19 protein-coding genes are annotated in these 23798 nt (G+C 73.9%); 8 read left to right on the forward strand and 11 right to left on the reverse strand.

Going from position 1 to position 23798, the window contains the following annotated elements; genetic code table 11:
- The first annotated feature begins 211 nt into the window (after positions 1 to 211).
- Positions 212 to 958 (forward strand): signal peptidase I, encoded by a 747-nt coding sequence (gene lepB, locus ACZ7IF_RS09365; protein ID WP_470965560.1) that lies wholly within the window; start codon positions 212 to 214, stop codon positions 956 to 958.
- 103 nt (positions 959 to 1061) lie between these two features.
- Here lepB and ACZ7IF_RS09370 read toward each other — a convergent pair whose 3' ends face one another.
- The 6 genes from ACZ7IF_RS09370 to ACZ7IF_RS09395 form a co-directional block, all read right to left on the reverse strand.
- Positions 1062 to 1997, reverse strand: a complete 936-nt coding sequence (locus ACZ7IF_RS09370; protein WP_470965563.1) for a cation diffusion facilitator family transporter — start codon at positions 1995 to 1997, stop codon at positions 1062 to 1064.
- Between the two features lie 75 nt (positions 1998 to 2072).
- Positions 2073 to 3230 carry a mannose-6-phosphate isomerase, class I gene (gene manA, locus ACZ7IF_RS09375; RefSeq protein ID WP_470965566.1) on the reverse strand — a complete coding sequence of 386 codons (1158 nt, stop codon included), beginning with the start codon at positions 3228 to 3230 and terminating at the stop codon, positions 2073 to 2075.
- A gap of 49 nt (positions 3231 to 3279) precedes the next feature.
- Positions 3280 to 4413: an SIS domain-containing protein gene (locus ACZ7IF_RS09380; protein WP_470965569.1), complete on the reverse strand. Its 1134-nt coding sequence runs from the start codon at positions 4411 to 4413 to the stop codon at positions 3280 to 3282.
- Between the two features lie 57 nt (positions 4414 to 4470).
- Positions 4471 to 4656 carry a Trm112 family protein gene (locus ACZ7IF_RS09385; protein ID WP_007264456.1) on the reverse strand — a complete coding sequence of 62 codons (186 nt, stop codon included), beginning with the start codon at positions 4654 to 4656 and terminating at the stop codon, positions 4471 to 4473.
- 344 nt (positions 4657 to 5000) lie between these two features.
- On the reverse strand, positions 5001 to 6371 hold the full coding sequence (locus tag ACZ7IF_RS09390; RefSeq protein ID WP_470965572.1) for a phosphomannomutase/phosphoglucomutase: 1371 nt from the start codon (positions 6369 to 6371) through the stop codon (positions 5001 to 5003).
- A 78-nt stretch (positions 6372 to 6449) separates the two neighbouring features.
- Complete coding sequence (locus tag ACZ7IF_RS09395; protein ID WP_470965575.1) at positions 6450 to 6824, reverse strand: DUF3499 domain-containing protein; 375 nt, start codon at positions 6822 to 6824, stop codon at positions 6450 to 6452.
- A gap of 222 nt (positions 6825 to 7046) precedes the next feature.
- On the opposite strand from ACZ7IF_RS09395, the gene ACZ7IF_RS09400 reads away from it, so the two are divergent.
- The gene (locus ACZ7IF_RS09400; RefSeq protein WP_470965578.1) at positions 7047 to 7523 is read left to right on the forward strand and encodes a metallopeptidase family protein; all 477 of its coding nucleotides are present in this window, start codon (positions 7047 to 7049) and stop codon (positions 7521 to 7523) included.
- A 22-nt stretch (positions 7524 to 7545) separates the two neighbouring features.
- Here the strand turns inward: ACZ7IF_RS09400 and ACZ7IF_RS09405 are convergent, their stop codons facing one another.
- The 3 genes from ACZ7IF_RS09405 to ACZ7IF_RS09415 form a co-directional block, all read right to left on the reverse strand.
- Positions 7546 to 9024 carry a DUF5719 family protein gene (locus ACZ7IF_RS09405; RefSeq protein ID WP_470965581.1) on the reverse strand — a complete coding sequence of 493 codons (1479 nt, stop codon included), beginning with the start codon at positions 9022 to 9024 and terminating at the stop codon, positions 7546 to 7548.
- Positions 9021 to 12593, reverse strand: a complete 3573-nt coding sequence (locus ACZ7IF_RS09410) for a glycosyltransferase (protein ID WP_470965584.1) — start codon at positions 12591 to 12593, stop codon at positions 9021 to 9023. The genes ACZ7IF_RS09405 and ACZ7IF_RS09410 overlap by 4 nt, the downstream gene beginning before the upstream one ends.
- Positions 12594 to 12835: 242 nt before the next feature.
- A complete protein-coding gene (locus ACZ7IF_RS09415) occupies positions 12836 to 13099 on the reverse strand; it encodes a WhiB family transcriptional regulator (RefSeq protein ID WP_003983763.1) in 264 nt (87 codons plus the stop codon).
- Between the two features lie 644 nt (positions 13100 to 13743).
- On the opposite strand from ACZ7IF_RS09415, the gene ACZ7IF_RS09420 reads away from it, so the two are divergent.
- Genes ACZ7IF_RS09420 through ACZ7IF_RS09430 form a run of 3 tightly spaced genes read left to right on the forward strand, consistent with a single transcriptional unit; the run spans position 13744 to position 16557 of the window.
- Positions 13744 to 14292 carry a cysteine dioxygenase gene (locus ACZ7IF_RS09420; protein ID WP_470965586.1) on the forward strand — a complete coding sequence of 183 codons (549 nt, stop codon included), beginning with the start codon at positions 13744 to 13746 and terminating at the stop codon, positions 14290 to 14292.
- A gap of 13 nt (positions 14293 to 14305) precedes the next feature.
- Positions 14306 to 15265, forward strand: coding sequence for a 2-phospho-L-lactate transferase (cofD, locus tag ACZ7IF_RS09425; protein ID WP_470965589.1), 960 nt, complete (start codon positions 14306 to 14308; stop codon positions 15263 to 15265).
- Positions 15262 to 16557, forward strand: a complete 1296-nt coding sequence (locus tag ACZ7IF_RS09430; RefSeq protein ID WP_470965592.1) for a coenzyme F420-0:L-glutamate ligase — start codon at positions 15262 to 15264, stop codon at positions 16555 to 16557. The genes cofD and ACZ7IF_RS09430 overlap by 4 nt, the downstream gene beginning before the upstream one ends.
- Positions 16558 to 16561: 4 nt before the next feature.
- Here the strand turns inward: ACZ7IF_RS09430 and ACZ7IF_RS09435 are convergent, their stop codons facing one another.
- Together ACZ7IF_RS09435 and ACZ7IF_RS09440 are read right to left on the reverse strand one after the other, a co-directional pair.
- Positions 16562 to 17560, reverse strand: a complete 999-nt coding sequence (locus tag ACZ7IF_RS09435) for a DNA-3-methyladenine glycosylase family protein (RefSeq protein ID WP_470965595.1) — start codon at positions 17558 to 17560, stop codon at positions 16562 to 16564.
- Between the two features lie 479 nt (positions 17561 to 18039).
- A complete protein-coding gene (locus tag ACZ7IF_RS09440; protein WP_470965598.1) occupies positions 18040 to 19452 on the reverse strand; it encodes a peptidoglycan recognition protein family protein in 1413 nt (470 codons plus the stop codon).
- Between the two features lie 140 nt (positions 19453 to 19592).
- Here ACZ7IF_RS09440 and ACZ7IF_RS09445 point away from each other — a divergent pair, with 140 nt between their 5' ends.
- From ACZ7IF_RS09445 to ACZ7IF_RS09455, 3 genes are all read left to right on the forward strand, one after another.
- The gene (locus tag ACZ7IF_RS09445) at positions 19593 to 20342 is read left to right on the forward strand and encodes a TIGR03089 family protein (RefSeq protein ID WP_470965601.1); all 750 of its coding nucleotides are present in this window, start codon (positions 19593 to 19595) and stop codon (positions 20340 to 20342) included.
- Positions 20343 to 20525: 183 nt separating this feature from the next.
- On the forward strand, positions 20526 to 21803 hold the full coding sequence (locus ACZ7IF_RS09450; protein ID WP_470965604.1) for an LCP family protein: 1278 nt from the start codon (positions 20526 to 20528) through the stop codon (positions 21801 to 21803).
- A gap of 223 nt (positions 21804 to 22026) precedes the next feature.
- Positions 22027 to 23763: an LCP family protein gene (locus ACZ7IF_RS09455; RefSeq protein ID WP_470965607.1), complete on the forward strand. Its 1737-nt coding sequence runs from the start codon at positions 22027 to 22029 to the stop codon at positions 23761 to 23763.
- Positions 23764 to 23798 lie beyond the last annotated feature (35 nt).

The raw sequence follows: 23798 nt of genomic DNA on the forward strand, positions 1-23798 counted from the left end.
CTCTCGTCTGTGGTGCCTCCCCCCCCCCCCCCCCCCCCCCCCCCCCCCCCCCCCCCCCCCCCCCCCCCCCCCCCCCCCCCCCCCCCCCCCCCGACGGCGTACGGGCAGTGTCCGAATCGGTATGTACGGACTTGGCACACCAGGGCCCCGACGGCATGGGCGCCTTCCGCGTCGACCTACGATGCAAGGCAGGTACATCGGAAGGGACGAAATGGAACACAGGCCAGGACGCGGACGCGGGATCGCGGCGATCGTCCTGCTGGTGCTCGGAGCGCTCGTTCTGGGTGGGGTGACGGCGGCGAAGGCCGTGAACCCGCCGTCGCGCTACACGGAGGGCAAGGCGGTCGGCTGGCAGATGGCGCCGACCTACACCAACGGGGAGAGCATCTACCTGGAGCCGGTCGTCAAGGGCAAGCTGCGCCGGGGGGACGTCGTCCTCGCGTCCGTTCCGTGGTCCCTCCAGAAGACGCAGATGAACCGGGTCGTCGCCGTGGGCGGGGACCGCATCCGGTACAAGCCGAGCAGCAAGATCACCGGCCAGTACCGGCTGGTCCTGAACGGCGTGCCGCTGGACGAGCCGTACCTGGAGCAGTGGAAGAACCCGTCGGCGGTGGGCTTCGACGTGAAGGTGCCCAAGGGCTACGTGTTCCTGATGGCCGACAACCGGATGAACTCGGACGGCTCCCAGTACGCGAACAACGGGCCGGTGCCCGTGAGCAAGGTCGCCTCCAAGGTCGTGATGTACCCGATGGCGAAGCTGGCCGTGTGGGGGCAGCTGGCCGGTGCGCTGCTGCTGGCCGTGGGCGCGGTGCTGGGGTTCGCGTCCCGGCGGGCGCGCGGCCGGGGCGCCCGGGCGGCCGTCCCCGCGCCGGCGAAGGCCCCGGAGGTGTTCAAGCCGGCCGTCGCGGCCGAGGCGGGCGCGGGCGCGCCGGGCGAGCGCGCGGACGTGCCGTCGTAAGCGGCCGCCCTGAGCGGCCGGCCGCGGTGCGAGCGGCCCCGTACGTGCGAAGGCCTCCGCAGCCGGTGAGCTGCGGGGGCCTTCGCGTGCGTCCGGGGGCCGGTCAGCGGCCGTCGGCCTTGGCGGCCTCGGGGTCGTAGATGTCCGGCTCCAGGTAGATCACGCGGGCGATCGGGACGGAGGCGCGGATGCGGGCCTCGGCGGCGTTGATGGCGTTGGCCACCTCGGTCGCGGTGTCGTCGGCCTGGACGGCGATCTTGGCGGCGACGAGGAGTTCCTCGGGGCCCAGGTGCAGGGTGCGCATGTGGATGACGCCGGTGACGGTGTCCCCGTCGACGAGGGCGGCCTTGATCTTCTCGACCTCGGCGGTGCCGGCGGCCTCGCCGAGCAGCAGGGACTTGGTCTCCAGGGCCAGGACGACGGCGATGACGATCAGCAGGACGCCGATGCACAGGGTGCCGATGCCGTCCCAGACGCCGTTGCCGGTGAGCAGGGCCAGGCCGACGCCGCCGAGGGCGAGGACGAGGCCGACGAGCGCGCCGAGGTCCTCCAGCAGGACGACGGGCAGTTCGGGGGCCTTGGCGCTCTTGATGAACTGCTTCCAGCTCTGGCTGCCGCGGCTCTCGTTGGACTCCTTGATCGCGGTGCGGAAGGAGAAGCCCTCCGCGATGATCGCGAAGAAGAGCACGCCGACGGGCCAGTACCAGGCCTCGATCTCGTGCGGGTCGTGGATCTTCTCGTAGCCCTCGTAGATGGCGAACATGCCGCCGACGGTGAAGAGCACGATGGAGACGAGGAAGGCGTAGATGTAGCGCTCGCGCCCGTACCCGAAGGGGTGCTGGGGGGTCGCCTCGCGCTGTGCCTTCTTCCCGCCGAGGAGCAGCAGGCCCTGGTTTCCGGAGTCGGCGACCGAGTGGACGCTTTCCGCGAGCATCGACGAGGAGCCGCTGAAGAGGAATGCCACGAACTTGGCTACAGCGATGGCGAGGTTGGCGGCGAGTGCCGCCACGATCGCCTTGGTACCGCCCGACGCGCTCATGGGTGCTGGGTGTCCTTCCTTGGCCACTGACTACGGCCGCACATTGTTGCAGCTGTGGGTGCCGCCGGCGCTACGTCAGATGACCACGGTGGCCCGGAAGACGGTACCGGTACCGGACAGTTCGGTCTTTTCGCCCGCGGGGACGAAGACCGACTCGCCGGGGGCGAGGGCCAGTTCGCCGACGCGGGGGGCGCCGGCGGTGCAGAGCAGGATCTGCGGGGTGCCGTCGGGGAGGGTGCGGGGGGCTCCGCCGGGGGCCAGGACGTGGCGGGAGAGCCGGAATTCGTCGATGGGGGTCTCGTAGACCTCCTCGCCGTCGCCCTCGGGGCGCAGGACGCCCGGGGCGCTCGGCTCGAAGATGACGACCTTGAGCAGCTCGGGAACGTCCACGTGCTTGGGCGTCAGCCCGCAGCGCAGCACGTTGTCCGAGTTGGCCATGAGCTCGACGCCGAGGCCGTCGAGGTAGGCGTGCGGGATGCCGGCGCCGAGGAACATGGCCTCGCCGGGCTGGAGCCGTACGTGGTTGAGGAGCATGGCCGCGATCACGCCCGGGTCGCCCGGGTAGTCGTGGACGAGCCCCGCGTAGGCCTCGTACGGGCCCCCGAGGCGCTCGGCGGCGGCCGCGGCCTCGGCGACCGTACGGGCCATCTCCTCGCGGTCGGCGGTGAGGACGGCGGTGAGGACCTCGCGCAGGGCCGCCTCCTCGGGGTGGGCGCGCAGCAGGTCCACGTACGGCTTGAGGGAGTCGACGCCGAGGCCTTCGAGGAGCTCCGCTGCCTCCAGCGGCGGGCGGAAGCCGCACAGGCCGTCGAAGGGGGTGAGCGCGCAGATCAGCTCGGGCTTGTGGTTGGCGTCCTTGTAGTTGCGGTGGCCCGCGTCGATCGGGACGCCGCGGCGCTCCTCGTCCTCGAAGCCGGCCCGGGCCTGGGCGAGGTCGGGGTGGACCTGGAGGGAGAGGGGGGCGCCGGCGGCGAGGATCTTGAGGAGGAAGGGCAGGCGGGGGCCGAACTTGGCGACGGCGGCGGCACCGAGCTCGCCCTCCGGGTCGGCGGCGATGACGGCTGCCAGGGTGGTCTCGCCGGCTCCGCGGTCGAGGCGGGACGGGGCTCCGGGGTGGGCGCCCATCCACATCTCGGCCTGGGGCTCACCGGTCGGCTCGGCTCCGAGGAGGGCCGGGATCGCGGTGGTGGATCCCCACGCGTAGGGGCGGATCGTGTTGGTCAGGCGGTCCATCGTCGTCGTCTTCCTGGATCTGGATGTGGTGCGGGCACGGGTGTGTGCCTCAGCTGTGTCCCCGGCCCGCCAGCGCCAGGTAGGCGGTGGCGAAGTCCGTGACGGCGAGGAGCTCGGCGAGCTGTTCGAGCTCCCCGCCCTCCTCCGGTTCGAGCTCGCTGATGGCCGTGTCGTGGCTGAGGGCGAGCTCGCGCGCGGCCGGAGCGGCGGTGAGCCCGCCGGCCGGCCGGTCGCGCAGCAGGACGATGCGGGCGCGCAGGGCCTGGGGCTCCTCGACGCGGTCCCGGAAGAAGTCGTCGGGGTCGGCTCCGGCGGCGAAGGACCCGGCCAGCAGCACCCCGTGGGCGGGCAGCGCCTCGGGGAGGGCCGCGGCGAGCGCGGGGCGCCCGGCCAGCTCGGCGAGGGTGGCGGCGAACCGGCGGCCGACGGGACCGGCGCCGTCGCCCTCGCTCCAGATCAACGGGAGCGTGTCGGCCAGCTCGGCGGCGAGGGTCTTGGCCGGGTTGGAGTACGTGGTGATGGCCGGGCCGCAGCGCTCGGCGGTGCGGTCGAGCCGGTCGGCCACGCGCTGGAGGGCGTCGGGGGTCGCGCTGATCAGCCCCACCTTGTCGAGGAGCACCAGCAGCGGGGTCAGCAGGGCCCAGAGCGCGCCGGGACCGGCCGCGGCGGACTCGTCGTACTCCTGGTACGGGGCCTTGGCCATGGGTACGAGGACCCCGTGCGCGCCGTCCACCGCCTCGCCCAGCGGCGAGCGCTCGGGGGCGACGGCGACCACGGCGCAGCCGCGCCGGTAGGCCTGCTCGGCGAGGACCGCGAGGCCGGGCTCGGTGCCGTCGGTGGTGGCGATGAGCAGCAGGTCCACGGGGCCCGCCCAGCCGGGCAGGGCCCAGCGCAGCGCCCCGGAGGCGTGCGCGACGCCGGTGGGGTGCAGGCGGGTGACCGGGGCGGAGGCTCCGGCGAGGGCGCCGAGCAGGTCGGCGACGCCGGTGGCGGCGGTGCCGGACCCGGCGATCAGGACGGCGCGGGGGCGCCCGTCGGGGCGCAGGTCCGCGAGGCCGGCCTCGGTGGCGTGCCGGGCCGCGGTGCGGACCCTGGCCCCGGCCTCGGCGGCGCCGCGGAGCAGGCCGCGGCGGTCGGCACGGGCGAGATCGTCCGGTGCGTCGAGGAGTGACTCGTCGAGCATGGGGGCCTCCGGCGGTGTTGACGGATCCAGGCTGGTCGAGCGGTGGAACGGGGCCGGTCAGGCGGGGCGGCGGGCCTCGTCCACGAGGAGGACCGGGATGCCGTCGCGGACCGGGTACGCGAGACCGCAGTCCTGGCCGGTGCAGATCAGCTCGGGGGCGGTCTCGTCCGCCGACTCGTCCCGGAGGGGGGCGTGGCAGGCGGGGCAGGCGAGGATCTCCAGCAGGCCGGCTTCGAGCGGCATGGGCGGTTCCCTTCGGGGATGCGGATCGCGGATCGCGGATTGGGCGAGGTCAGCGTACCGCCGAGTCACTGGGCGTGCGGCCTGACGGGTCGGGTGCCGCCCGTCGGCCCGGGTCGCCCTGCCGGGCGGGATGGCCCCGGTCCGGGTGCGGGTCCGTTGCGGGGGCTCTGCCCCCGGGCCCCCGCGCCTCAAACGCCGGCGGGGCTGGATTCCGCGGGACCGGCTGGGTGGCCGGGCCGGGTCGCCGGGCTCGGACACGCGGCCCGCCGCCTCCGGTGGAGGCGGCGGGAGCGGGGCCGGGGCTCCGGGGCGAACCCGGAACCCCCGTACCCGCCGGCCAGGCGTTAGGCGCGGACGAGCGCCAGGACCTCGTCGCGGATCTTGGCCAGGGTGGGCTCGTCGCGGGCCTCCACGTTGAGGCGCAGGAGCGGCTCGGTGTTGGAGGGGCGCAGGTTGAACCACCAGTCGGCGGCGGAGACCGTGAGGCCGTCCAGCTCGTCGAAGGTGACGCCGTCCTGGCCGGCGTAGGCGGCCTTGACCTCGGCGGTGCGGGCGGCCTGGTCGGCGACGGTGGAGTTGATCTCGCCGGAGCCGACGTAGCGGTCGTACTCGGCGACGAGGGCGGAGAGGGTGCCCTCCTGGCCGCCGAGGGCGGCGAGGACGTGGAGCGCGGCGAGCATGCCGGTGTCCGCGTTCCAGAAGTCCTTGAAGTAGTAGTGCGCCGAGTGCTCGCCGCCGAAGATGGCGCCGGAGGCGGCCATCTCGGCCTTGATGAAGGAGTGGCCCACGCGGGTGCGGACGGGGGTGCCGCCGTTCTCGCGGACGACCTCGGGGACCGACCACGAGGTGATCAGGTTGTGGATGATCGTGCCGGTGCCGCCGTTGCGGGCCAGCTCGCGGGCCGCGACCAGGGCGGTGATGGCGGACGGGGAGACGCCCTCGCCGCGCTCGTCGACGACGAAGCAGCGGTCGGCGTCGCCGTCGAAGGCGAGGCCCAGGTCGGCGCCCTCGGCGAGCACGCGGGCCTGGAGGTCGACGATGTTCTTCGGGTCGAGGGGGTTGGCCTCGTGGTTCGGGAAGGTCCCGTCCAGCTCGAAGTACATGGGGACGAGGTCCAGCGGGAGGCCCTCGAAGACGGTGGGGACGGTGTGGCCGCCCATGCCGTTGCCCGCGTCGACGACGACCTTCAGCGGGCGGATGGCGGTCAGGTCGACCAGGCCCTTGAGGTGCTCGGCGTAGCCGGTGAGGGTGTCCTGCTCGGTGATGGTGCCCGGGACGGTGCCGGCGGGGATCTCCGGGGCGCCCTCGTCGGTCCACTTCTCGGCGAGCTCGCGGATGGTGGCGAGGCCGGTGTCCTGGCCCACGGGCGCGGCACCGGCGCGGCACAGCTTGATGCCGTTGTACTGGGCCGGGTTGTGCGAGGCGGTGAACATGGCGCCGGGCAGGTCCAGCTTGCCGGAGGCGTAGTACAGCTGGTCGGTGGAGCACAGACCGATCAGCGTGACGTCGACGCCGCGGGCGGCCGCGCCGCGGGCGAAGGCGGCGGACAGGCCTGGCGAGGAGGGCCGCATGTCGTGACCGATCACGATCGCCGTGGCGCCGGTGACCTCGACGAACGCAGCACCGAACAGTTCTGCCAGGGGCTCGTCCCACTCGTCGGGTACGACGCCACGTACGTCGTACGCCTTGACGATGTTCGAAAGATCTGCGGCCACTGCCTGCCCTCCTGAAGGTTCTGTGCGGTGGAGCAAACCTACCTTGTACGGAGAGCGGCTTTTCAGACGATCCGTGTGTCAGGAATCGGGCGAACGGAGGACGCGCAGGTGTCCGCGGCGCGTCTCGCCGGCCACCGGGGCACCCGGTCCGGCCCCGCCGGCCTCGGCCGCGCGCTCGGGCGGACGGGCCGCCTCGCGGACGGCGTTGGCCAGGGCTTCGAGGTCGTCGCCGCTGGGGCGGGACGGGCCGGAACCGTCCGACAGGCGCACGACTTCCCAGCCGCGCGGGGCGGTCAGGCGCTCGGAGTGCTCGGCGCACAGGTCATAGCAGTGGGGTTCGGCGTAGGTGGCGAGCGGGCCGAGAACTGCGGTCGAGTCGGCGTAGACGTACGTCAGTGTGGCGACGGCAGGGCGGCCGCACGCGGTGCGCGAACAGCGACGTACAAGGCTCACGACGTTGGACGGTACCGCACTCTTGACCGGGCCGCGACGACTCGCCCCCCGGCCACTCCCCCGTGTCGTACTCCGCTCGTGCTCCGCGACGGGTGACGAAGAGGGGCAACGAGTCCGTAAAGCGGCCCGATCTTGGCCGGATCGTTCGGGGGGTGACACCGTCGTGACACCAGGTCGTGACCGTATCGGGTCCTGGCCGGGCGTGCGGGCTACCCTGCGGGTGTGACGGACAGTTCGCTTCCTCCCCGCCCGGCGGCTCCCGCCGCAGCCCCTTCCGAGCCCCGGCACCGGCGGCGCGACCGGCACGGCCGGGGGATGCGCGGGCCGCTGGCCCCGCCGCAGGTGCCGCTGTCCGCGAGCCGGGCGGAGCTGTTCGGGGACCTCGTACGGGACTCCGTGGAGCGGCTGGAGCGGCGCTGGACGCAGCTGGCCGAGGTGGAGTTCGTGATCGCGGACGTGCCGGGACCGCCGGGCGGGCCCGACGCGGGCTGGAACGACGAGGCGGTGCCGCTGGGCGGGCTGGTGGAGGCCCGGGACGGGAAGCCGGCGCGGATCGTGGTGTTCCGGCGGCCGGTGGAGATCCGGGCGAAGACGCGGGACGAGCGGGCGCTGCTGGTGCACGAGATCGTGGTGGAGCAGGTCGCGGAGCTGCTCGGGCTGTCGCCGGAGACGGTGGACCCCCGGTACGGGCAGGACTGACACCCCACCCGTACCCCCGGGTTCAGCGCAGCAGGATCGAGGGGTCCTCGGCGGCCTCGGGCACCGAGACCGTGGAGCGGTCGTCGCCGAAGGCCTGGACGGTGAACATCGGGATCCCGTCGTGCGGCAGGGTCAGGGTGCGGGCCGCGTGGACGGGGCCGCCGGACAGCGTCTCGACGGTCAGGGCGTAGGGGCCCTTGCCGCCGGAGGGGGCGGGCGGCGGGCTCACCGCGCGGGTGGTGCCCGCCTTGAGGGTGATCTCCTGGGCGGCACCCTGCCCGCCCTCGGTGCCGGGGGAGGCCGTGACGCGGACCTTCGCGTCGGCGCCCGCGGCCGTGAGGGTGAGGACGGTGGATTTGTCGTCGGCGCGGTTGTCGGCGACGGTGGCCCGCTCGCCGACGGGGGTGCTCGCGGCGATGAAGCCCAGTTCCTGCTTGGCGGCGGTGCCGCGGACCACGCGCAGGGCGGCGACGACGGGTACGGCCTTCTTCGGGTCGGCGGGGGCCAGCAGCAGGGAGCCGGCCTCGCCCCGGGTCACGTCGCCCAGGTCCAGGCCCGCGGTCATGCCGCCCTTGAGGTGGAGGCGCTCCTTGCCGGCCGGGCTGATGGGGCCGGTCGGGCCGGACAGCCTCACGGTGAGGTCGGCGTCGTCCTCGCCGGGGGTGAAGGCGACCAGCCGTACGGAGGTGGCGTCGGCGGGGATGCCGGGCAGGACCAGGGTGTCCGCCGGGCCCGCGGAGGCCGGGAGCCAGTCGGTGCCGGTGCCGTCCTCGGCGACGTGGGTGGAGGCGCCGACCCGGCCGGAGCGCGCCGTGACGTGCGCGGTGGCGTCCGCGAGCTGACTGTCGGGGGCCAGCTGGGACAGCGACACCTTGGCGGTGGACCGGGGGGCTACCTCGAAGACGGGGTCGGGGGTGCCCGGCTTGTCCTTGAGCAGCCCGTCGGGGCCGTGGAGCTTGATGGCCACCTCGGCGACGGCGTCGTCGGGGTTGGTGAGGTGGACGTAGTCCTGGCGGCCCTTGGCGGTGCTGACGCCGGGGAACCAGAAGTCGGTGCCGGGCGCGGTGCAGGCGAGGCCGAGCAGGCCGCGCGCGTGGCCGACGGAGACCTTGGTGGTCTGCTGGGCCGTCCAGCCGGGGGCCAGGGCGCCCTCGGCGGCGCCCGTCAGTGCCGGTGCCTCCGCGCCGGAGGCGGTGGCCGCGACGGGCTTGCCGGGCTCCTTGGGCTCCAGGACCGCCTTGCCGTCCTTGTCGGCCAGCCGGGCCTCACCCCCGCCGCCGCCCTTGCCGGGGGTGAGGGAGGTGTACGTGGTCTCGGCGATGTCGGAGGAGCTGGGCGCGGGGCACACCAGCACGGACCGCTCCACCGGCATCCGGGCGGCGGCCCGCCCGGCCGCGCCGCCGGCCGGGGTGGCGGCGGGGGCGGTGAGGAAGGCCAGTCCGGTGGCGGCGGCCAGAGCCGCCGTCACGGCCGCGAGCGTCAGGGGGGCGCGCTGCTTCACTGCTGGTTGCTCCCGTCCGGACGCGGGTGGTGCTGTCCGTAGGTGTCGTACTGCTGCTCGTACTCGTAGGCATGGGGGCCTCGGGGCTGCTGTTGCTGCGGGAAGTGCGGCTGCGGCGGGGAGTACTGCCCGGGGTGCTGCCCGTACGCGTCGTACGACGGATCCGGCTGCTGCTGCGTCCCGTACGGGTGGGGCTCCTGGTAGGCGTACGACTCCTCGCCGTAGACCTGCTGCGCGGGGATCTGCGCGTACGGGTCGATGACGGCCTCGGCGGGCACCGGCTCCGGGTCGGGAGCGGCGGCCGCGCCGGTCCGGCGGCGGCGGCCCTGGCCGGGCTCGCCGGGGCGGTCCCCGGGGGCGGCGCCGGGCGCGGTCTCCTCGGGCAGGTCGTCGTCGAGGCGGGCGCGGCGGCCGGGCAGGGCCATCACGAGCAGCAGCAGGGCGAGGGAGCCCTGCGCCCAGTGCCAGGCGGTGCGGGGGAAGGAGTCCTGGTGGACGAGGTCGAGGTGGCCGGCGTCGGTGGGCAGTGCGAAGCCCTGCGCCCAGCCGTCGACCGTCCTGGGGGTGAGGGGTTCGCCGTCGAGCGTGGCCCGCCAGCCCGCGTCGGCCCGGTCGGCGATGCGCAGGGTGCGGCCTTCGGGGCCGGCCGGGAGGTCGGCGTGGACCTCGACGGGGCCGGCTTCGACGGTGAGCGTGGCGGTCCGGCCCTGCCGGCCGGGGACGATCGCGACGCGGGAGGTCAGGCGTTCCACCTCCCACAGGGCGGTGCCGTCGTTCTGGTGGCGCTGTTTGAGGCCGGGTGTGCCGTCGAGGATGCGGCGCATGGGGGTGGAGCCGCCGGGCGGGATCATCACGTAGCGCACGGCGAAGGCGCTGAGCTGCTCGGACTGGTTGGCCCCGGAGCCGGAGACCAGGCTGGAGACGGCTTTGGCGAGGCGGGGTTCGGGGCCGGCCGCGGCGAGGAGCTCACCGTCGCCGAGGCGGGCGCCGGAGCCGCGGACCAGGGCGTAGGAGACGGTGGCGGGCGAGTCTCCGCCGAGGACCAGGGTGCGGGTGCGGTTGGTGTCGTTGGAGTGCTCCGCGACGACGGCCGGGACCTGGACGGGGTCGCGCCGCTTGACCGGTCCGTCGGCGCCGGCCGCCGCCCAGGCGGCGGCGAGGAGCAGCGGGCCGGCCGCGGCGGCGAGGGCGGTGAGGGCGGCGAGCGGCTGGCGCCAGCCGAAGCTGCGGGCGGCGACGCGGTGCTTGGCGCCGTCCGCGCCGAGCACGGCGGCCGCGAGCAGCCCGAGCCCGTACAGCAGGGTGCCGGGGCCGGCCCAGCCGGTGCGGTTGAGCAGGACGGCCAGGAGCAGCCCGGCGAGGGCGGCGGTCCAGGCGGTGCGGACGGCGAACCGCCGGTCGGCGCGGAGCAGGGCGGCGAGGGCGGCGAGCAGGGTGCCTGCGAGGAGGAGCCGGCCGGTGGTGCCGGGTCCGCCGGGGTCGGCGGTGAGCAGGCCGAGGGGGGTGGCGGAGCCGGTGCCGTAGGGCAGTCCGGCCTCGCGCAGGAAGCGGCCGGGGTGGGTGAGCAGGCCGAGTGACCAGGGCGCGAGGACGGCCACGGGTACGGCGAGGGTGGCGAGCAGGCGGGGGGCGTACGTCTTCCAGTGCGCGCGGCGTGCGAGGACCGCGGCGGTGCCGAGGACGGCGGCGAGGGGCCACACGACGGGGGTGAAGGCGGTGGCCAGGGTGAGCAGGAGGGTGTACGTCCACACCGCGCGCCGGCCGCCGCCCGGCTCGGCGCCGGTGAGGCCGTGGGCGGTGGCGGCGGCGCGGGCGATGAGCGGCAGGAGTACGGCGAGGACGGCGGTGCCGAGGCGGCCGCCGGCGAGGGCGCCGGTGACGGCGGGGAGGAAGGCGTAGCCGACGGCGGCCCAGGCGCGCAGCAGCCGGGAGGTGACCAGGGGCCGGGAGGCGAAGTAGGCGGTGAGGCCGGCGAGCGGGACCGAGCAGACGAGCAGCAGGGTCAGGGCGGCCTGGGTGGAGCCGAGGAAGAGTGCGGACAGGCCGGCCAGGACCGCCAGGTAGGGGGGTGCGCCGGCGGTGGTGCCGGTGCCGACGGGCTGCCAGTGGCCGGTGTAGGCGTGCCAGAGGCCGAGGCCGCCGGAGGGGGCGGGGAGCAGGGCGCCGCCCATGAGGCTGCCGCCGCCGATGAGGGCGCGGCAGGCGACGAGGGAGACGAGGAGGAGGCCCGCGAAGAGGACGGGTGAGGGGTTGCGGGCGATCCGCTTGAGCCGGCCGGGCCGGCCGGTGTCGAGGTGGTCGGCGTCGTCGCCGGGGCCGGATTCGAGGGCTCCGCCGTGCCGGCCGGCGGGGGCGGGGTCGCTGTCGCGTCCGGAGCCGAGGTGGGCGACGAGCTGTTCGGCGCTCGCCCGCAGGGTGGCGCCGGGCGGGGGGAAGAGGGGGCGCAGTTCGGCGGCGGGGACGGCGGGGCGGCGGCGGGCCTTGCGGGCGGTGAGGACGCGGCCGGGGCGCAGCAGGGTGGCGAGGAGTCCGGTGAGCTCGTCGACGGCCTGGCCGGGGGCTTTGCCGACGAGGTAGCCGAGGGTGCGCAGCAGGGTGCCGATGACCAGGCGCGGCAGTACGTAGGGCAGGGCGCGGCGGGGGGTGTTGGCCAGCATGGTGTGGACGGCGCCGGCCTTGTCGACGCGGTGGGGGCTGACGGCGGAGCGGCCGGCGCAGTCGACGGTGCGGCGTTCGCGGGCGGCGGCTTCGGCGTGCCGCAGGACGGCGTCGGGGGCGACGAGGACGGTGTGGCCGGCGCTGTGGGCGCGCCAGCAGAGGTCGACGTCGTCGCGCATCAGGGGCAGGCGGCGGTCGAAGCCGCCGAGGGCGTCGTACACGTCGCGGCGTACGAGCATGCCGGCGGTGGAGACGGAGAGGACGGGACGGACCTGGTCGTGCTGGCCCTGGTCCTGTTCGCGGCGGTCGAGGCCGGTCCAGCGGCGGCCGCTGCGGGCGATGGTGACGCCGGCTTCGAGGAGCTGCTTGCGGTCGTACCAGCCGCGGAGTTTGGGGCCGATGACGGCGGCGTCGGGGTTGCCGTCGGCGACGCGCAGGAGTTCGGTGAGGGCGTCGGGTTCGGGTGCGCTGTCGTCGTGGAGCAGCCAGAGCCACTGGACGGGTTCGCCGTGGGGGAGGTCGGGGAGGTCGTAGGCGTCGTCGCGCCAGGTGCGGCTGACGGGGTCCCAGCCGCTGGGGCGCTTGAGGTAGGGGAGTTCCTCGGGGGTGAGGGTGCCGGCGCTGCGGGCGGCTTCGTCGACGGCGGCGCCGAATCCGGTGCGGCGGGCGAGGTGCAGGACGCGGTCGTCGCCGAGGGCTTCGGTGAGGAGGCGGGCGGATTCGTCGGCGCTGCCGGTGTCGGCGGCGACGTGGTTCTGCGCGGGGCGTTCCTGGGCGAGGAGTCCTGCGAGGGTCTCGGGCAGCCAGCGGGCTCCGTCGTGGGCGACGAGGACCGCGGTGACGACGTGCCGGGGGAACTCGGGGGTGGCGGCCGCCTGCTGGGAGGCCTGCGAGCTGCTGTGCGGGGACATCGCGGTACGGGCCCTCCGGCCTGGGGATCCGGGGGTGTTGTGCCCTCGGAGGCTGCTGGACAGCGCCCCACACTAACGGCTGGGAAGGGGAGGGTACGCCGCGTCGGGAGAAGGTCCGGAACGCGACGGTCCGCCTCCTGCGGGGAAGGTGCGGGAGGCGGACCGTTTGCTCGGTCTGTGGTTGTTTCCGTTGCTCTTGGTGGTGCTCCGCGACCGTTTCGGACCGCCGGTCGCCGCCGCTCTCAGACCGCGGCCTTTTTCAGCCGCCGCCGCTCGCGCTCGGACAGACCGCCCCAGATGCCGAATCGCTCGTCGTTGGCGAGGGCGTACTCAAGGCATTCGGAGCGGACCTCGCAGGCGAGGCAGACCTTCTTGGCTTCGCGGGTGGAGCCGCCCTTCTCGGGAAAGAAGGATTCGGGGTCGGTCTGCGCGCACAGTGCGCGCTCCTGCCAACCGAGCTCCTCGTCCGCCTCTTCGACCAGCAGTTCCTGAAACAGCTCGGTCATGTGCGCCCCTCGCTCTGTCTGTGCGTCCCCGTGATGTTGCCGTTACTGATCGCCGAGCAACGACACGAGTGAAATTACAAGTGTGTGGCTCCTGTGCAGTCAAGCCGAGATCTGCTATTGGGGCCCTTATTCACTCTGCGGAACCAAGCGTATACAGAAAGTGTTCATATCGCCAAAAATCGTGACACAAGCCACAGGCCGTTCGCGACTGCCGCCCTCGTTCGAGGTCGACGCGTCACCCTGAGGAGGGGTTGCGATTCGGCCGAAGATGCAGCCGAGATCACATTCCGATCACGAGTGACGCCGACGGGTTTGAGGTCGGTTCCCGCGGGCTTGGAGCGGCACATCCCCTGGCGGCGAGTGCACAAACCTTTCTCCGCGCACAGTAACCGGATGAGGTGAAACTTTTCCCTCAAACCGGACATTGGGTTGACAGTCCGGCCCTCCGCCCGGTCTCCTTGTCTTCATGTCAGCGCCCGCAGCCGCCACCCGGACCCCCATTCGTGGGTTCCTGTGCGCTGCCCAGGTTCGCTGTTGCTGTTGCAGCTGTTGATGCCCCCGGAGCCCCAGGCTCCGCTGAGCTCCGGCCACTCCTCCACAGCAACCGCCCCGCACGACTGACACCCGTCGAGGACACCCCCACGATGAACAGCGCCCCCAACGCCTCCGCCGCGACCACCCCGGCCGCCCCGGCCGCCGCCACCGTCGAGAGCGACCTCCAGATCGCCGGCGACATCCTCGCCGTCCAGCACCTCCTCCAGCCCGCCCGCGAACACCCGGTCACCGTCGCCGAGTTCGCCGGCCTCGCCCGTTCCATCGCCGAGGACCGGGCGAGCTGGGAACACCTCGTCCAGTACGACGCCACCACCCGCTGGTACCACCGCCTGCGCACCGGCCCCGGCTACGAGGTCTGGCTGCTCAGCTGGGTCCCCGGCCAGGGCAGCGGCCTGCACGACCACGGCAGCTCCTCCGGCATCCTGACCGTCCTCGACGGCGAGCTCACCGAGCACACCGCCCGCGGCCGGCTCAGCCACCGCCCCGGCTCCCAGCGCGTCTTCGCCCCCGGCTACGCCCACGAGGTCGTCAACGACACCCTCGACGGAGCGGTCAGCCTGCACGTCTACTTCCCCGGCCTGACCGAGATGCCGATGCACAGCTGCTCCCCGGCCCGCGAGGAACGCGTACCCGCCTGACAGACTGCGGTGCATGCGCATTGTTGTTCTGGCCGGCGGCATCGGCGGCGCCCGTTTCCTCCGCGGACTCAAGTCGGCGGTCCCCGACGCGGACATCACGGTCATCGGCAACACCGGTGACGACATTCACCTGTTCGGGCTGAAGGTGTGCCCCGATCTGGACACGGTGATGTACACCCTCGGCGGTGGCATCAACGAGGACCAGGGCTGGGGCCGCACCGACGAGTCCTTCACCGTCAAGGAAGAACTCGCGGCGTACGGGGTCGGACCCTCCTGGTTCGGCCTCGGCGACCGCGACTTCGCCACCCACATCGTCCGCACCCAGATGATCGGCGCCGGCTACCCGCTCAGCGCCGTCACCGAAGCCCTCTGCGACCGCTGGCAGCCCGGCGTCCGGCTGCTCCCCATGTCCGACGACCGCGTCGAGACCCACGTCGCGGTCACCGACCCGGAGACCGGCGAGCGCCGCGTCATCCACTTCCAGGAGTACTGGGTCAAGCTCCGCGCCTCCCTCGACGCCGAAGCCGTCGTACCCGTCGGCGCCGAACAGGCCAAGCCCGCCCCCGGCGTCCTCGACGCCATCGCAGGCGCCGACGTCATCCTCTTCCCGCCCTCCAACCCCGTCGTCTCCATCGGCACCATCCTGGCCGTCCCCGGCATCCGCGAGGCGCTCGCCGCCTCCCCGGCACCCGTCGTCGGCCTCTCCCCCATCGTCGGCGGAGCACCCGTACGGGGCATGGCCGACAAGGTCCTCGCCGCCGTCGGCGTCGAATCCACCGCAGCCGCCGTCGCCCGGCACTACGGCTCCGGCCTCCTCGACGGCTGGCTCGTCGACACCTCCGACACCGACGCCGTCACCGAGGTCGAAGCCGCCGGCATCCCCTGCCGGGCCGTCCCGCTGATGATGACCGACACCGCCGCCACCGCAGCCATGGCCCGCGCCGCACTGGAACTCGCGGAGGCCGCCCGGTGACCGTCCCCTCCTACGAGGTGCGGGCCGTCCCCGGCATCCCGGAGGTCCGGCCCGGCGACGACCTGGCCCGCCTCATCACCGACGCGGAACCCGGCCTGCGCGACGGGGACGTCCTGCTCGTCACCTCGAAGATCGTCTCCAAGGCCGAGGGGCGGATCGTCCGCGCCGAATCCCGCGAGGACGCCATAGACGCCGAGACCGTACGGGTCGTCGCGCGCCGCGGCCCGCTGCGCATCGTCGAGAACCGGCGGGGACTGGTCATGGCGGCGGCCGGCGTCGACGCCTCCAACACCGAACCCGGCACCGTCCTGCTGCTGCCCGAGGACCCCGACGCCTCGGCCGCCGCGATCCGCGCCGCACTGCGTGCCTCGCTCGGCGTCGACGTCGGCGTCATCGTCACCGACACCTTCGGCCGGCCCTGGCGCTCCGGGCTGACCGACGTCGCCATCGGCTCCGCCGGGGTGCGCGTACTGGACGACCTGCGCGGCGGCACCGACGCCCACGGCAACCCGCTCAGCGCGACGATAGTGGCCACCGCCGACGAGCTCGCCGCCGCCGGCGACCTGGTCAAGGGCAAGGCCGCCGGACTGCCCGTGGCCGTCGTACGCGGGCTCGGACACGTACTCGGCGAGGGCTCCTCGGCGGCCGACCTGGTCCGCGCGCCCGCCGACGACATGTTCCGCCTGGGCACCTCCGAAGCCGTACGGGAAGCCGTCACCCAGCGCCGCACCGTACGGGCCTTCACCGACGACCCCGTCGACCCGGGCGCCGTACGCCGCGCCGTGGCCGCGGCGGTCACCGCCCCGGCGCCGCACCACACCACGCCGTGGCGGTTCGTCCTGCTGGAGTCGGCCGCCGCACGCCTGGAACTGCTCGACGCGATGCGGGACGCCTGGATCGACGACCTGCGGCGCGACGGCAAGTCCGAGGAGTCCATCGCCAAGCGGGTGCGGCGCGGAGACGTCCTGCGCAACGCCCCCTACCTCGTCGTGCCGTGCATGGTGACGGACGGCGCGCACGACTACGGGCACGCCCGGCGGGACGCGGCCGAACGGGAGATGTTCGTCGTCGCCATGGGCGCGGGCGTGCAGAACTTCCTGGTCGCGCTGGCCGGAGAGCGGCTCGGCTCGGCCTGGGTGTCCTCGACGATGTTCTGCCGGGACGTGGTGCGCAAGGTGCTCGCGCTGCCCGACGGCTGGGACCCGATGGGGGCCGTCGCGGTCGGCCACCCGGCGGCACCCGCCGCCGAACGGCCGGCCAGGGCGGCGGAGGCCTTCATCGAGGTGCGGTAGCCGTCTACAGCTTGCCGATGTCGCCGCGCGGCATCCGGGGCGTGCGGCGGGGCGGGGTACGGCCCGCCAGCAGCACGAGCCGGGCCGCGCGGTGGCGCTGCCCCTCGTACGGGGCCAGCAGCTCCAGCATCCGGGCGTCGTCGGCGTCCCGCTCACCCGCGAGGGCGTAGCCGATGATGCCGGGCAGGTGCAGGTCGCCGGTGGTCACGGCGTCGGGAGCGCCGTTGCTGCGCTGGAGGGTCTCGGCGGACGTCCACGGGCCGATGCCCGGCACCGCCTCCAGCCGCGCCGCGGCCGCCCCGAGCTCCATCACGGCCGCCTCCTCCAGGCGGGCGGCCACCCGGGCGGCGCGCACGATGGTGCCCGAGCGCTTCATGTCCACCCCGGCGCGGTGCCAGTCCCAGGAGGGGATCAGCGCCCAGTCCCGGGCGGCGGGCATCACGTACAGCTCCCCGCCCATCGGCCCGGGCGCGGGCTCCCCGTACTGGCGGACCAGCAGGCGCCAGGCGCGGTAGGCCTCGTCGGCGGTGACCTTCTGCTCCAGCACGGTCGGGACCAGCGACTCCAGCACCAGCCCCGTGCGGGTCAGCCGCAACCCCGGACGGCGGCGGTGGCTGGCGTGCACCAGCCGGTGCCGGGGTACGAAGGCGGCCGGATCGTCGGCGGCCCCGAGCAGCGCGGGCAGGTTCTCCAGCAGCCAGTCCCGGCCCGGCCCCCACGCCTCGGCGTCCACCCCGTCGGCGGTCGCGGCGACGCGGAGCGTGGCGGGGCCGCCGGGAGTACGGGTGGCACGCCAGACGGAACCGTCGGGGGTGGTACGGAAGGTCGGATCCCCGGGCCCCCGCCGCAGCGGGCCGAGCACCAGCCCGAGGTCCACGGGTGCTCCGGGGTCCCAGCTGCGGGTCTTCCCGCCCCCGCCTGCGGGCCGCCCCTGGCCGGCGGGCACGGCGGTCTGACCACCGCGGACGGTGGTACGGGTGGAGGGGGTGAACCGGCCGGCCATGCGTCGAGCGTAGCCCGGCGGGGGCGGGGGCCGGTGCCGCGCGGCTGGGGCCGGCCATCTCCCCCTCGAGGGGTGGGGGCGGGGCGCTGTTTGCCCACCCGCCCCTGGCCGGCGGGCCGGGGGCCGGCCCGCCGGGCCCCGGCCCCTCGCACATCCCTGACGAACCCGTCCCTTGCCCTTGGACCGTGCCGTTCTTTTGGGGGTTTCCCGGCAGTCCTTGTCTTTCCGGGGCGGGACGGCCTGTCAAGGGTCGCCGAAGGCGATCGCGAAGCGACGCGACGAAGGAGCGCCCTTGACGGGCCGGCACGAACCGGAAGGACGATGGGACTGACGGGAAACCCCCAAACCAGCTGCGAGACCGCCCAAGGGGCTACCGCTCCCCGGGCCCGCGGACGGGGGCGGGTGGGCAACCACCGGCCCGCCCCCACCCCTCGAGGGGGAGATGGCGCGCCCGCGCCGCAAGCCCCGTACCGCGACCCTTACCGCCCCTGGAGCTTCGCCGACGACGTGCGGGTCGGCGGGAGCTGGTTGTAGAGGAGGCGGCCCGGGCATTCGGTGGCGAAGCCGTCGCGGTGGCCCGAGATGACGTTCAGCTTCACCTTGCTGCCCTTCGGGTAGCGGTTGCCGCCGCCCGACTTCAGGGTGGTCTTCGCCCGCGGGTCCGCCCCGAAGAGGCCCAGCTTCCAGGCCGTGAGGCGCGCCACCGCCTCCACCGCCGGCGCCGGTGGCTCGGTCTTGGAGTAGCTGCCGATCACCGCGACGCCCATGCTGTCCGCGTTGAAGCCCATGGTGTGCGCGCCGAGCACCGGCTTCGCGACTCCGCCCGCCCGGCCCTCGTAGACCGTTCCGCACTTGTCGACGGCGAAGTTGTAGCCGAAGTCCCGCCAGCCGCTGCTCACCACGTGGTAGCGGTACAGGCTCCGCAGCACCGCCGGGGCGTCCTTGCAGGCGTAGTTGTTGCCGGAGGCGGTGTGGTGGACGAACGCCGCCTTGACGGTGCCGGTGTAGACGAAGCCCGTCTCGCGCAGGGACTCGTCCGCGCCCCAGCCGCGCCGCGTCACGATCTTCGGGCGGGGGCCGATGTACGGCCGGGCGGCCGCTTCGAGCTCGCCGTCGCTCGCGAAGGCGGCGTCGGCCGTGGAGTCCGCCTTGTTCAGCGCCGGGATCTCCAGTGCGCCGAGCGGGGCGTGCGGGAGGTTGGCGGAGGAGGCCTCCGCCATCTCCATGGTCATGCCGGTCTGCAGCGCCGTGTCGCCCTTGTCGTCGTCCGAGGGGCGCTGCGCCGGGCGGGTCGTGGTGCCGCCCGCGCCGTTCTTGCCGTCCAGGACCGCCACGGGCGCCTCCGCCCCCGGGTCGACGAGTTCGATCCGCATGCCCGACGGCAGTCGCGACGCCGCCCGGGTGCCGGCGGTCTCCGCCTGGACGCGGACCTCCACGCCGTCGGAGGCGCCGACCCACAGCGGGGCGGTGCTGCCGCGGACGCGGCCGGTGCCGCGTTCCGTCGCGTCGGGGTCGGCGGCGTGTTCGCCGTTGTGGGTCTCGATGTCCTGCCAGTCCGACCACTGCCGCGTGCCGACCGCGCGGGTACGGACCTGGACCCGGCCGACGAGCGGCGTGCTCTCGTCGTCCCAGACGACGCCGACCAGCGAGAACGTCTTGACCTCGCGCGCCGCCAGGCCCCGGGTCTCGGCCGGGTCCGGTGCGGCGCTCATGCCGGGCACGCCGGGGATTCGGGAGCCCGAGGGCGCCAGGGGGACGAGCGGCAGCGACTGGGTGGAGCCGGCGGGGTCCGCCGGGATCGACTCGGCCAGGGCAGGAGTGGATAGCGCGAGCGGCAGGGCCAGTGCGGCAGCCGTCGCGACGCCGATGGAGGAAGCAAGGAATCCGCGCATGCAAGCGATGCTGGGCACAGCCACCACGAAGCGCCATCGGAGAACTGACGATCCGTCCGACGATCAGTGCGGCCGCCCACCCCCGTACGGGGGAGCCGCCACCCTCCGTACGAGGGACGGGCCCGCGTACGCTGGGCCGGGTGAACGCCACTGACCGCACCCCTGCCGACCTGCTGCGATCCGCGCTCGCCGCCGATCCGGGCCGCCCGCTCGTGACCTTCTACGACGACGCCACGGGCGAGCGCGTCGAATTGTCCGTCGCCACCTTCGCCAATTGGGTGGCCAAGACCGCCAACCTGCTCCAGGGCGACCTGGGCGCCGAGCCGGGCGACCGGCTCGCGCTGCTGCTTCCGGCGCACTGGCAGAGCGCCGTGTGGCTGCTCGCCTGTGCCTCCGTCGGGGTGGTTGCCGAGGTGGGCGGGGATCCCGCCGGTGCCGACCTGGTGGTGAGCGGGCCCGACACCCTGGAGGAGGCCCGCGCCTGCTCCGGCGAGCGGGTCGCGCTCGCGCTGCGTCCGCTGGGCGGGCGGTTCCCGCAGCCGCCGGCCGGGTTCGCGGACTACGCGGTGGAGGTGCCGGGCCAGGGTGACCGGTTCGCGCCCTTCGCGCCGGTCGACGCCGACGGCCCCGGCCTGGTGGTGGGCGGCGAGGAGCTCTCGTACGCGGACCTGGTCGAGCGGGCGCGCGCGGACGCGGCCGGCCGGGGCGCCGGCGAGGGCTCCCGGGTGCTGTCGGGCCTCGGCTACGACAGCTGGGAGGGGCTGTCGGCCGGGCTGTACGGGGCGCTGGCCACGGGCGGCTCCGTGGTGCTGTGCCGCAACCTGGACGCGCTGTCGCCGGAGGCGCTGGCGCAGCGCGTCGAGAGCGAGCGCGTCACCCTCAAGGTCTGACCGCCCCCGTCCAAGGTCCGACCGCACCCCGTCCGGGCGGCGGCTCCGCCGCGATTTGTCACCCACATGGCCCTTGCCGGGCCCCTGCCCCCGGGCCCGCGACGTCACCCGGGGGCAGGATCGGCTGGAGGCCGTACTCACCCGTACGGCTGGTTGCCGGCAGGGCGAGGGGACGGAGCGCGAGTGACGGGCAGCGCGGGCATACCGTTCGGGGCCGGGGTGGCCGGAGGCAGTGGGAGGCCTCCGCGCGGCCGCCGGCGCCGGCTGCTGCGCTGGATCGGGCTGGGGCTCGTCCTGCTGGTGCTGGCGGGGGCGGCGGCCGGCTGGTGGCTGTACGCCAAGCTCGACGGGAACATCACCGAGGACAGCTCCGCCGAGGCCGAGCTGCGGCGCTACGACCGCGAGCGCCCGGCGCACTTCGGGGCAGGCGCCCAGAACATCCTGCTGATCGGCTCGGACTCCCGGTCGGGCACGGCCAACTCGCGCTACGGGCAGGACGAGGGCACCCAGCGCTCGGACACCACGATCCTGCTGCACCTGCCCGCGGACCGCGGGAGCGCCACGGCCGTGTCGATACCCCGGGACCTGATGGCGGAGGTCCCGAGCTGCCTGAAGCCGGACGGCACCCGGACCGGTGAGCGGTTCGCGCAGTTCAACTGGGCCTTCCAGTGGGGCGGGGCCGCCTGCACGATCCGTACGGTCGAACGGCTGACCGGGATCCGCATCGACCACCACATGGTGGTGGACTTCGGCGGGTTCAAGAAGATGGTCGACGCGGTCGGCGGGGTGGAGGTGTGCCTGAAGCGGCCGGTGGTGGACGAGGAGGCTCACCTCAGGCTCCCGGCGGGGCGCCAGCTGCTCCAGGGTGAGCAGGCGCTCGGGTTCGTCCGGGCCCGTTACGGTCTGGGCGACGGCAGCGACACCGAACGGATGGAGCGCCAGCAGCAGTTCCTCGGCTCGCTGGTGGAGAAGGTGAAGAGCAACGGGGTGCTGCTGAACCCGGCGCGGCTGTATCCGCTGCTGGACGCGGCCACCTCCTCGGTGACCACCGATCCGGGGCTGGCGTCGCTGCGCGACCTGTATGAACTCGTACGGGGCGTACGGGACATACCGACCGAGCAGGTCAAGTTCCTGACCGTGCCGCGTCGCCCGTACGCGGCGGATCCCAACCGGGACGAGCTCGTGGAGCCCGACGCGGCCCGGCTGTTCCAGCAGCTGCGCATGGACCGGCCGCTGACGATCACCTCTCCGGAACCCGATCCGGTGCCCGATCCCGTGCCCGATCCGGAGGCCCGTCCGAGCCCCTCGGAGCCGGTCCGGGATGGTGCCGGACCGGCCACGGCGACCGGCCCGGCGACGTCCTCGCAGGAGCCCGCGCCGAGGAAAAGCGGAAGCCCCGTACCGGCCACTCCGGTGCCGACTTTCACGGGAACCACGGCGGCTGCGGCCGACTGCCGGTAAAGCAATCCAAAAGCCCGGGGCCCAACCGAGCCCGATGGGCGCTTTGGCCCGTTATAGAGGGAGTGGATTTTGTCACCAGCATGGTTTGGGGCTGACCTGGCCGGATAAGGTGAGCGATCCGGTGCACCGGCCGTGAAAGAGGCCGTGCACCTGCAGCCGGATCGTTGACCGCGTGCCTGGGGGGAGGCGCGTCGCGAAGCACCGACGGAGGATTCGAGCAACCGTGGATGCGCAAAGCCGTGGGCGGGCGGACGAGATCGACCCCGCCGACCAGTGGGTGCTCAATCCCCGCACCGGCAACTACGAACTGCGACTGGGGCATTCCGCTGCGCAGCAGCACACCGTCGCCGCACCCCGCAGATCCCGCAGGACCGTCACGGCACCCTCCGCGCCGACCGCACCCTCCCCGGCCGTCCCCAAGCCCCGCCGCGGCGAAGGCCCGCCCGGCGGGCGGCGGGGCGGCCGCCCCCGCAAGGGCGGTGGTCCGCCCCGGCGCCGCAAGGTCCTGGTGGCGACGGGCGGGACGCTGGCGCTGCTGCTGATCGCCGGCGGGCTGGGCTCGTACCTCTACTACGAGCACCTGAACGGCAACCTGAAGGTCATCGACACCGGCGGAGCGGGCGGCGGCTTCAAGAAGGACCAGCCGATCAACATCCTGGTGATCGGCACCGACAAGCGCAGCGGCAAGGGCAACGAGGGCTACGGGGACGCGGAGAGCGTCGGCCACGCCGACACCACGATCCTCTTCCACGTGTCCAAGGACCGCACCAACGCGACCGCGCTGTCCATCCCGCGCGACCTGATCACCGACATCCCGGCCTGCCCGACGAAGCAGTCGAACGGTTCGGTGAAGGACATCCCCGGCACCAAGGGCACCCGCTTCAACAACAGTCTGGGCCAGGAAGGGCGCGACCCGGGCTGCACCATGCGCACGGTCAAACAGCTGACCGGCCTTGAGGTCGACAACTTCATGATGGTCGACTTCAACGCGGTGAAGAACCTGAGCACGGCGGTGGGCGGGGTGCCCGTCTGTGTGGAGAAGGACGTCAACGACCGCGATTCCAAGCTGAACCTGAAGGCGGGCGAGCACCGCCTCCAGGGCGAGCAGGCGCTGGCCTTCGTACGGACGCGGCACGCGTTCGGCAACGAGAGCGACCTGGACCGGATCAAGACCCAGCAGCAGTTCCTGGGTTCGATGATGCGGGAGATGAAGTCCAAGGAGACGCTGACCAGTCCGAAGAAGTTCGTGTCGCTGGCGGAGGCGGCCACCAAGTCGCTGACGGTGGACCAGGGCCTGGGGTCGATCGGCAAGCTCACCGATCTCGCCGGTGAGTTGAAGGACATGAACCTCAAGAACGTCACCTTCACCACGCTCCCGGTGCTCGACAATCCGAACGAGCCGGCGAACCGCAAGTCGACCGTGGTCCTCAACTCGGCGCAGGCCGAGCCGCTGCTCCAGATGATCCGCGGGGACGTCTCGCTCACCGAGGTCGAGAAGAAGGAGGCGGCGGCGAAGGAAGCGGCCGACGCCGACGCCAAGAGCCGGCAGGACGCGATGCTCCAGGGCAACCGCGCGCCCGCCGGGGACGTCCGGGTGGACGTGTACAACGGCGGCGGGCCCCCGGGATCGGCCTCCACTACCCTGACCTGGCTACAGAACAGCAAGGGCGTCCACAAGGCCAGCAACCACGGCAACGCCTCCACCCGGCTGGGCGCCACCCAGCTGGAGTTCGCCCCGAACCAGGCCGACCAGGCCCGGGCGCTGGCGGACATGATGGGGCTGTCGGGCGCCGCCCTGAAGGTGGGTTCCGTGGACGCGGGTCCGAGGACGCCGATGAAGCTGACGCTGGGCTCCGACTTCAAGGAGCCCGGGACGCCGCTCGGCGCTCCGGAGACTCCGCAGCAGGCGCCCGAGGGGCTCCAGCGGGTCGAGGCGGACAAGGCGGTCTGCGCGAAGTGAGCGGTCCGCACCACGTGGGCGGACGGCTGTTAGGC

Source organism: Streptomyces sp. NPDC037421 (assembly GCF_055602105.1).

Excerpts from the sequence above, each read along its gene's own strand:
- manA (WP_470965566.1), bottom strand. The coding sequence starts at position 3,230 with ATGGACCGCCTGACCAACACGATCCGCCCCTACGCGTGGGGATCCACC.
- cofD (WP_470965589.1), top strand. The coding sequence starts at position 14,306 with ATGCGCATTGTTGTTCTGGCCGGCGGCATCGGCGGCGCCCGTTTCCTC.
- ACZ7IF_RS09370 (WP_470965563.1), bottom strand. The coding sequence starts at position 1,997 with ATGAGCGCGTCGGGCGGTACCAAGGCGATCGTGGCGGCACTCGCCGCC.
- ACZ7IF_RS09415 (WP_003983763.1), bottom strand. The coding sequence starts at position 13,099 with ATGACCGAGCTGTTTCAGGAACTGCTGGTCGAAGAGGCGGACGAGGAG.
- ACZ7IF_RS09385 (WP_007264456.1), bottom strand. The coding sequence starts at position 4,656 with ATGCCGCTCGAAGCCGGCCTGCTGGAGATCCTCGCCTGCCCCGCCTGC.
- ACZ7IF_RS09435 (WP_470965595.1), bottom strand. The coding sequence starts at position 17,560 with ATGGCCGGCCGGTTCACCCCCTCCACCCGTACCACCGTCCGCGGTGGT.
- ACZ7IF_RS09440 (WP_470965598.1), bottom strand. The coding sequence starts at position 19,452 with ATGCGCGGATTCCTTGCTTCCTCCATCGGCGTCGCGACGGCTGCCGCA.
- ACZ7IF_RS09420 (WP_470965586.1), top strand. The coding sequence starts at position 13,744 with ATGAACAGCGCCCCCAACGCCTCCGCCGCGACCACCCCGGCCGCCCCG.
- ACZ7IF_RS09410 (WP_470965584.1), bottom strand. The coding sequence starts at position 12,593 with ATGTCCCCGCACAGCAGCTCGCAGGCCTCCCAGCAGGCGGCCGCCACC.
- lepB (WP_470965560.1), top strand. The coding sequence starts at position 212 with ATGGAACACAGGCCAGGACGCGGACGCGGGATCGCGGCGATCGTCCTG.
- ACZ7IF_RS09380 (WP_470965569.1), bottom strand. The coding sequence starts at position 4,413 with ATGCTCGACGAGTCACTCCTCGACGCACCGGACGATCTCGCCCGTGCC.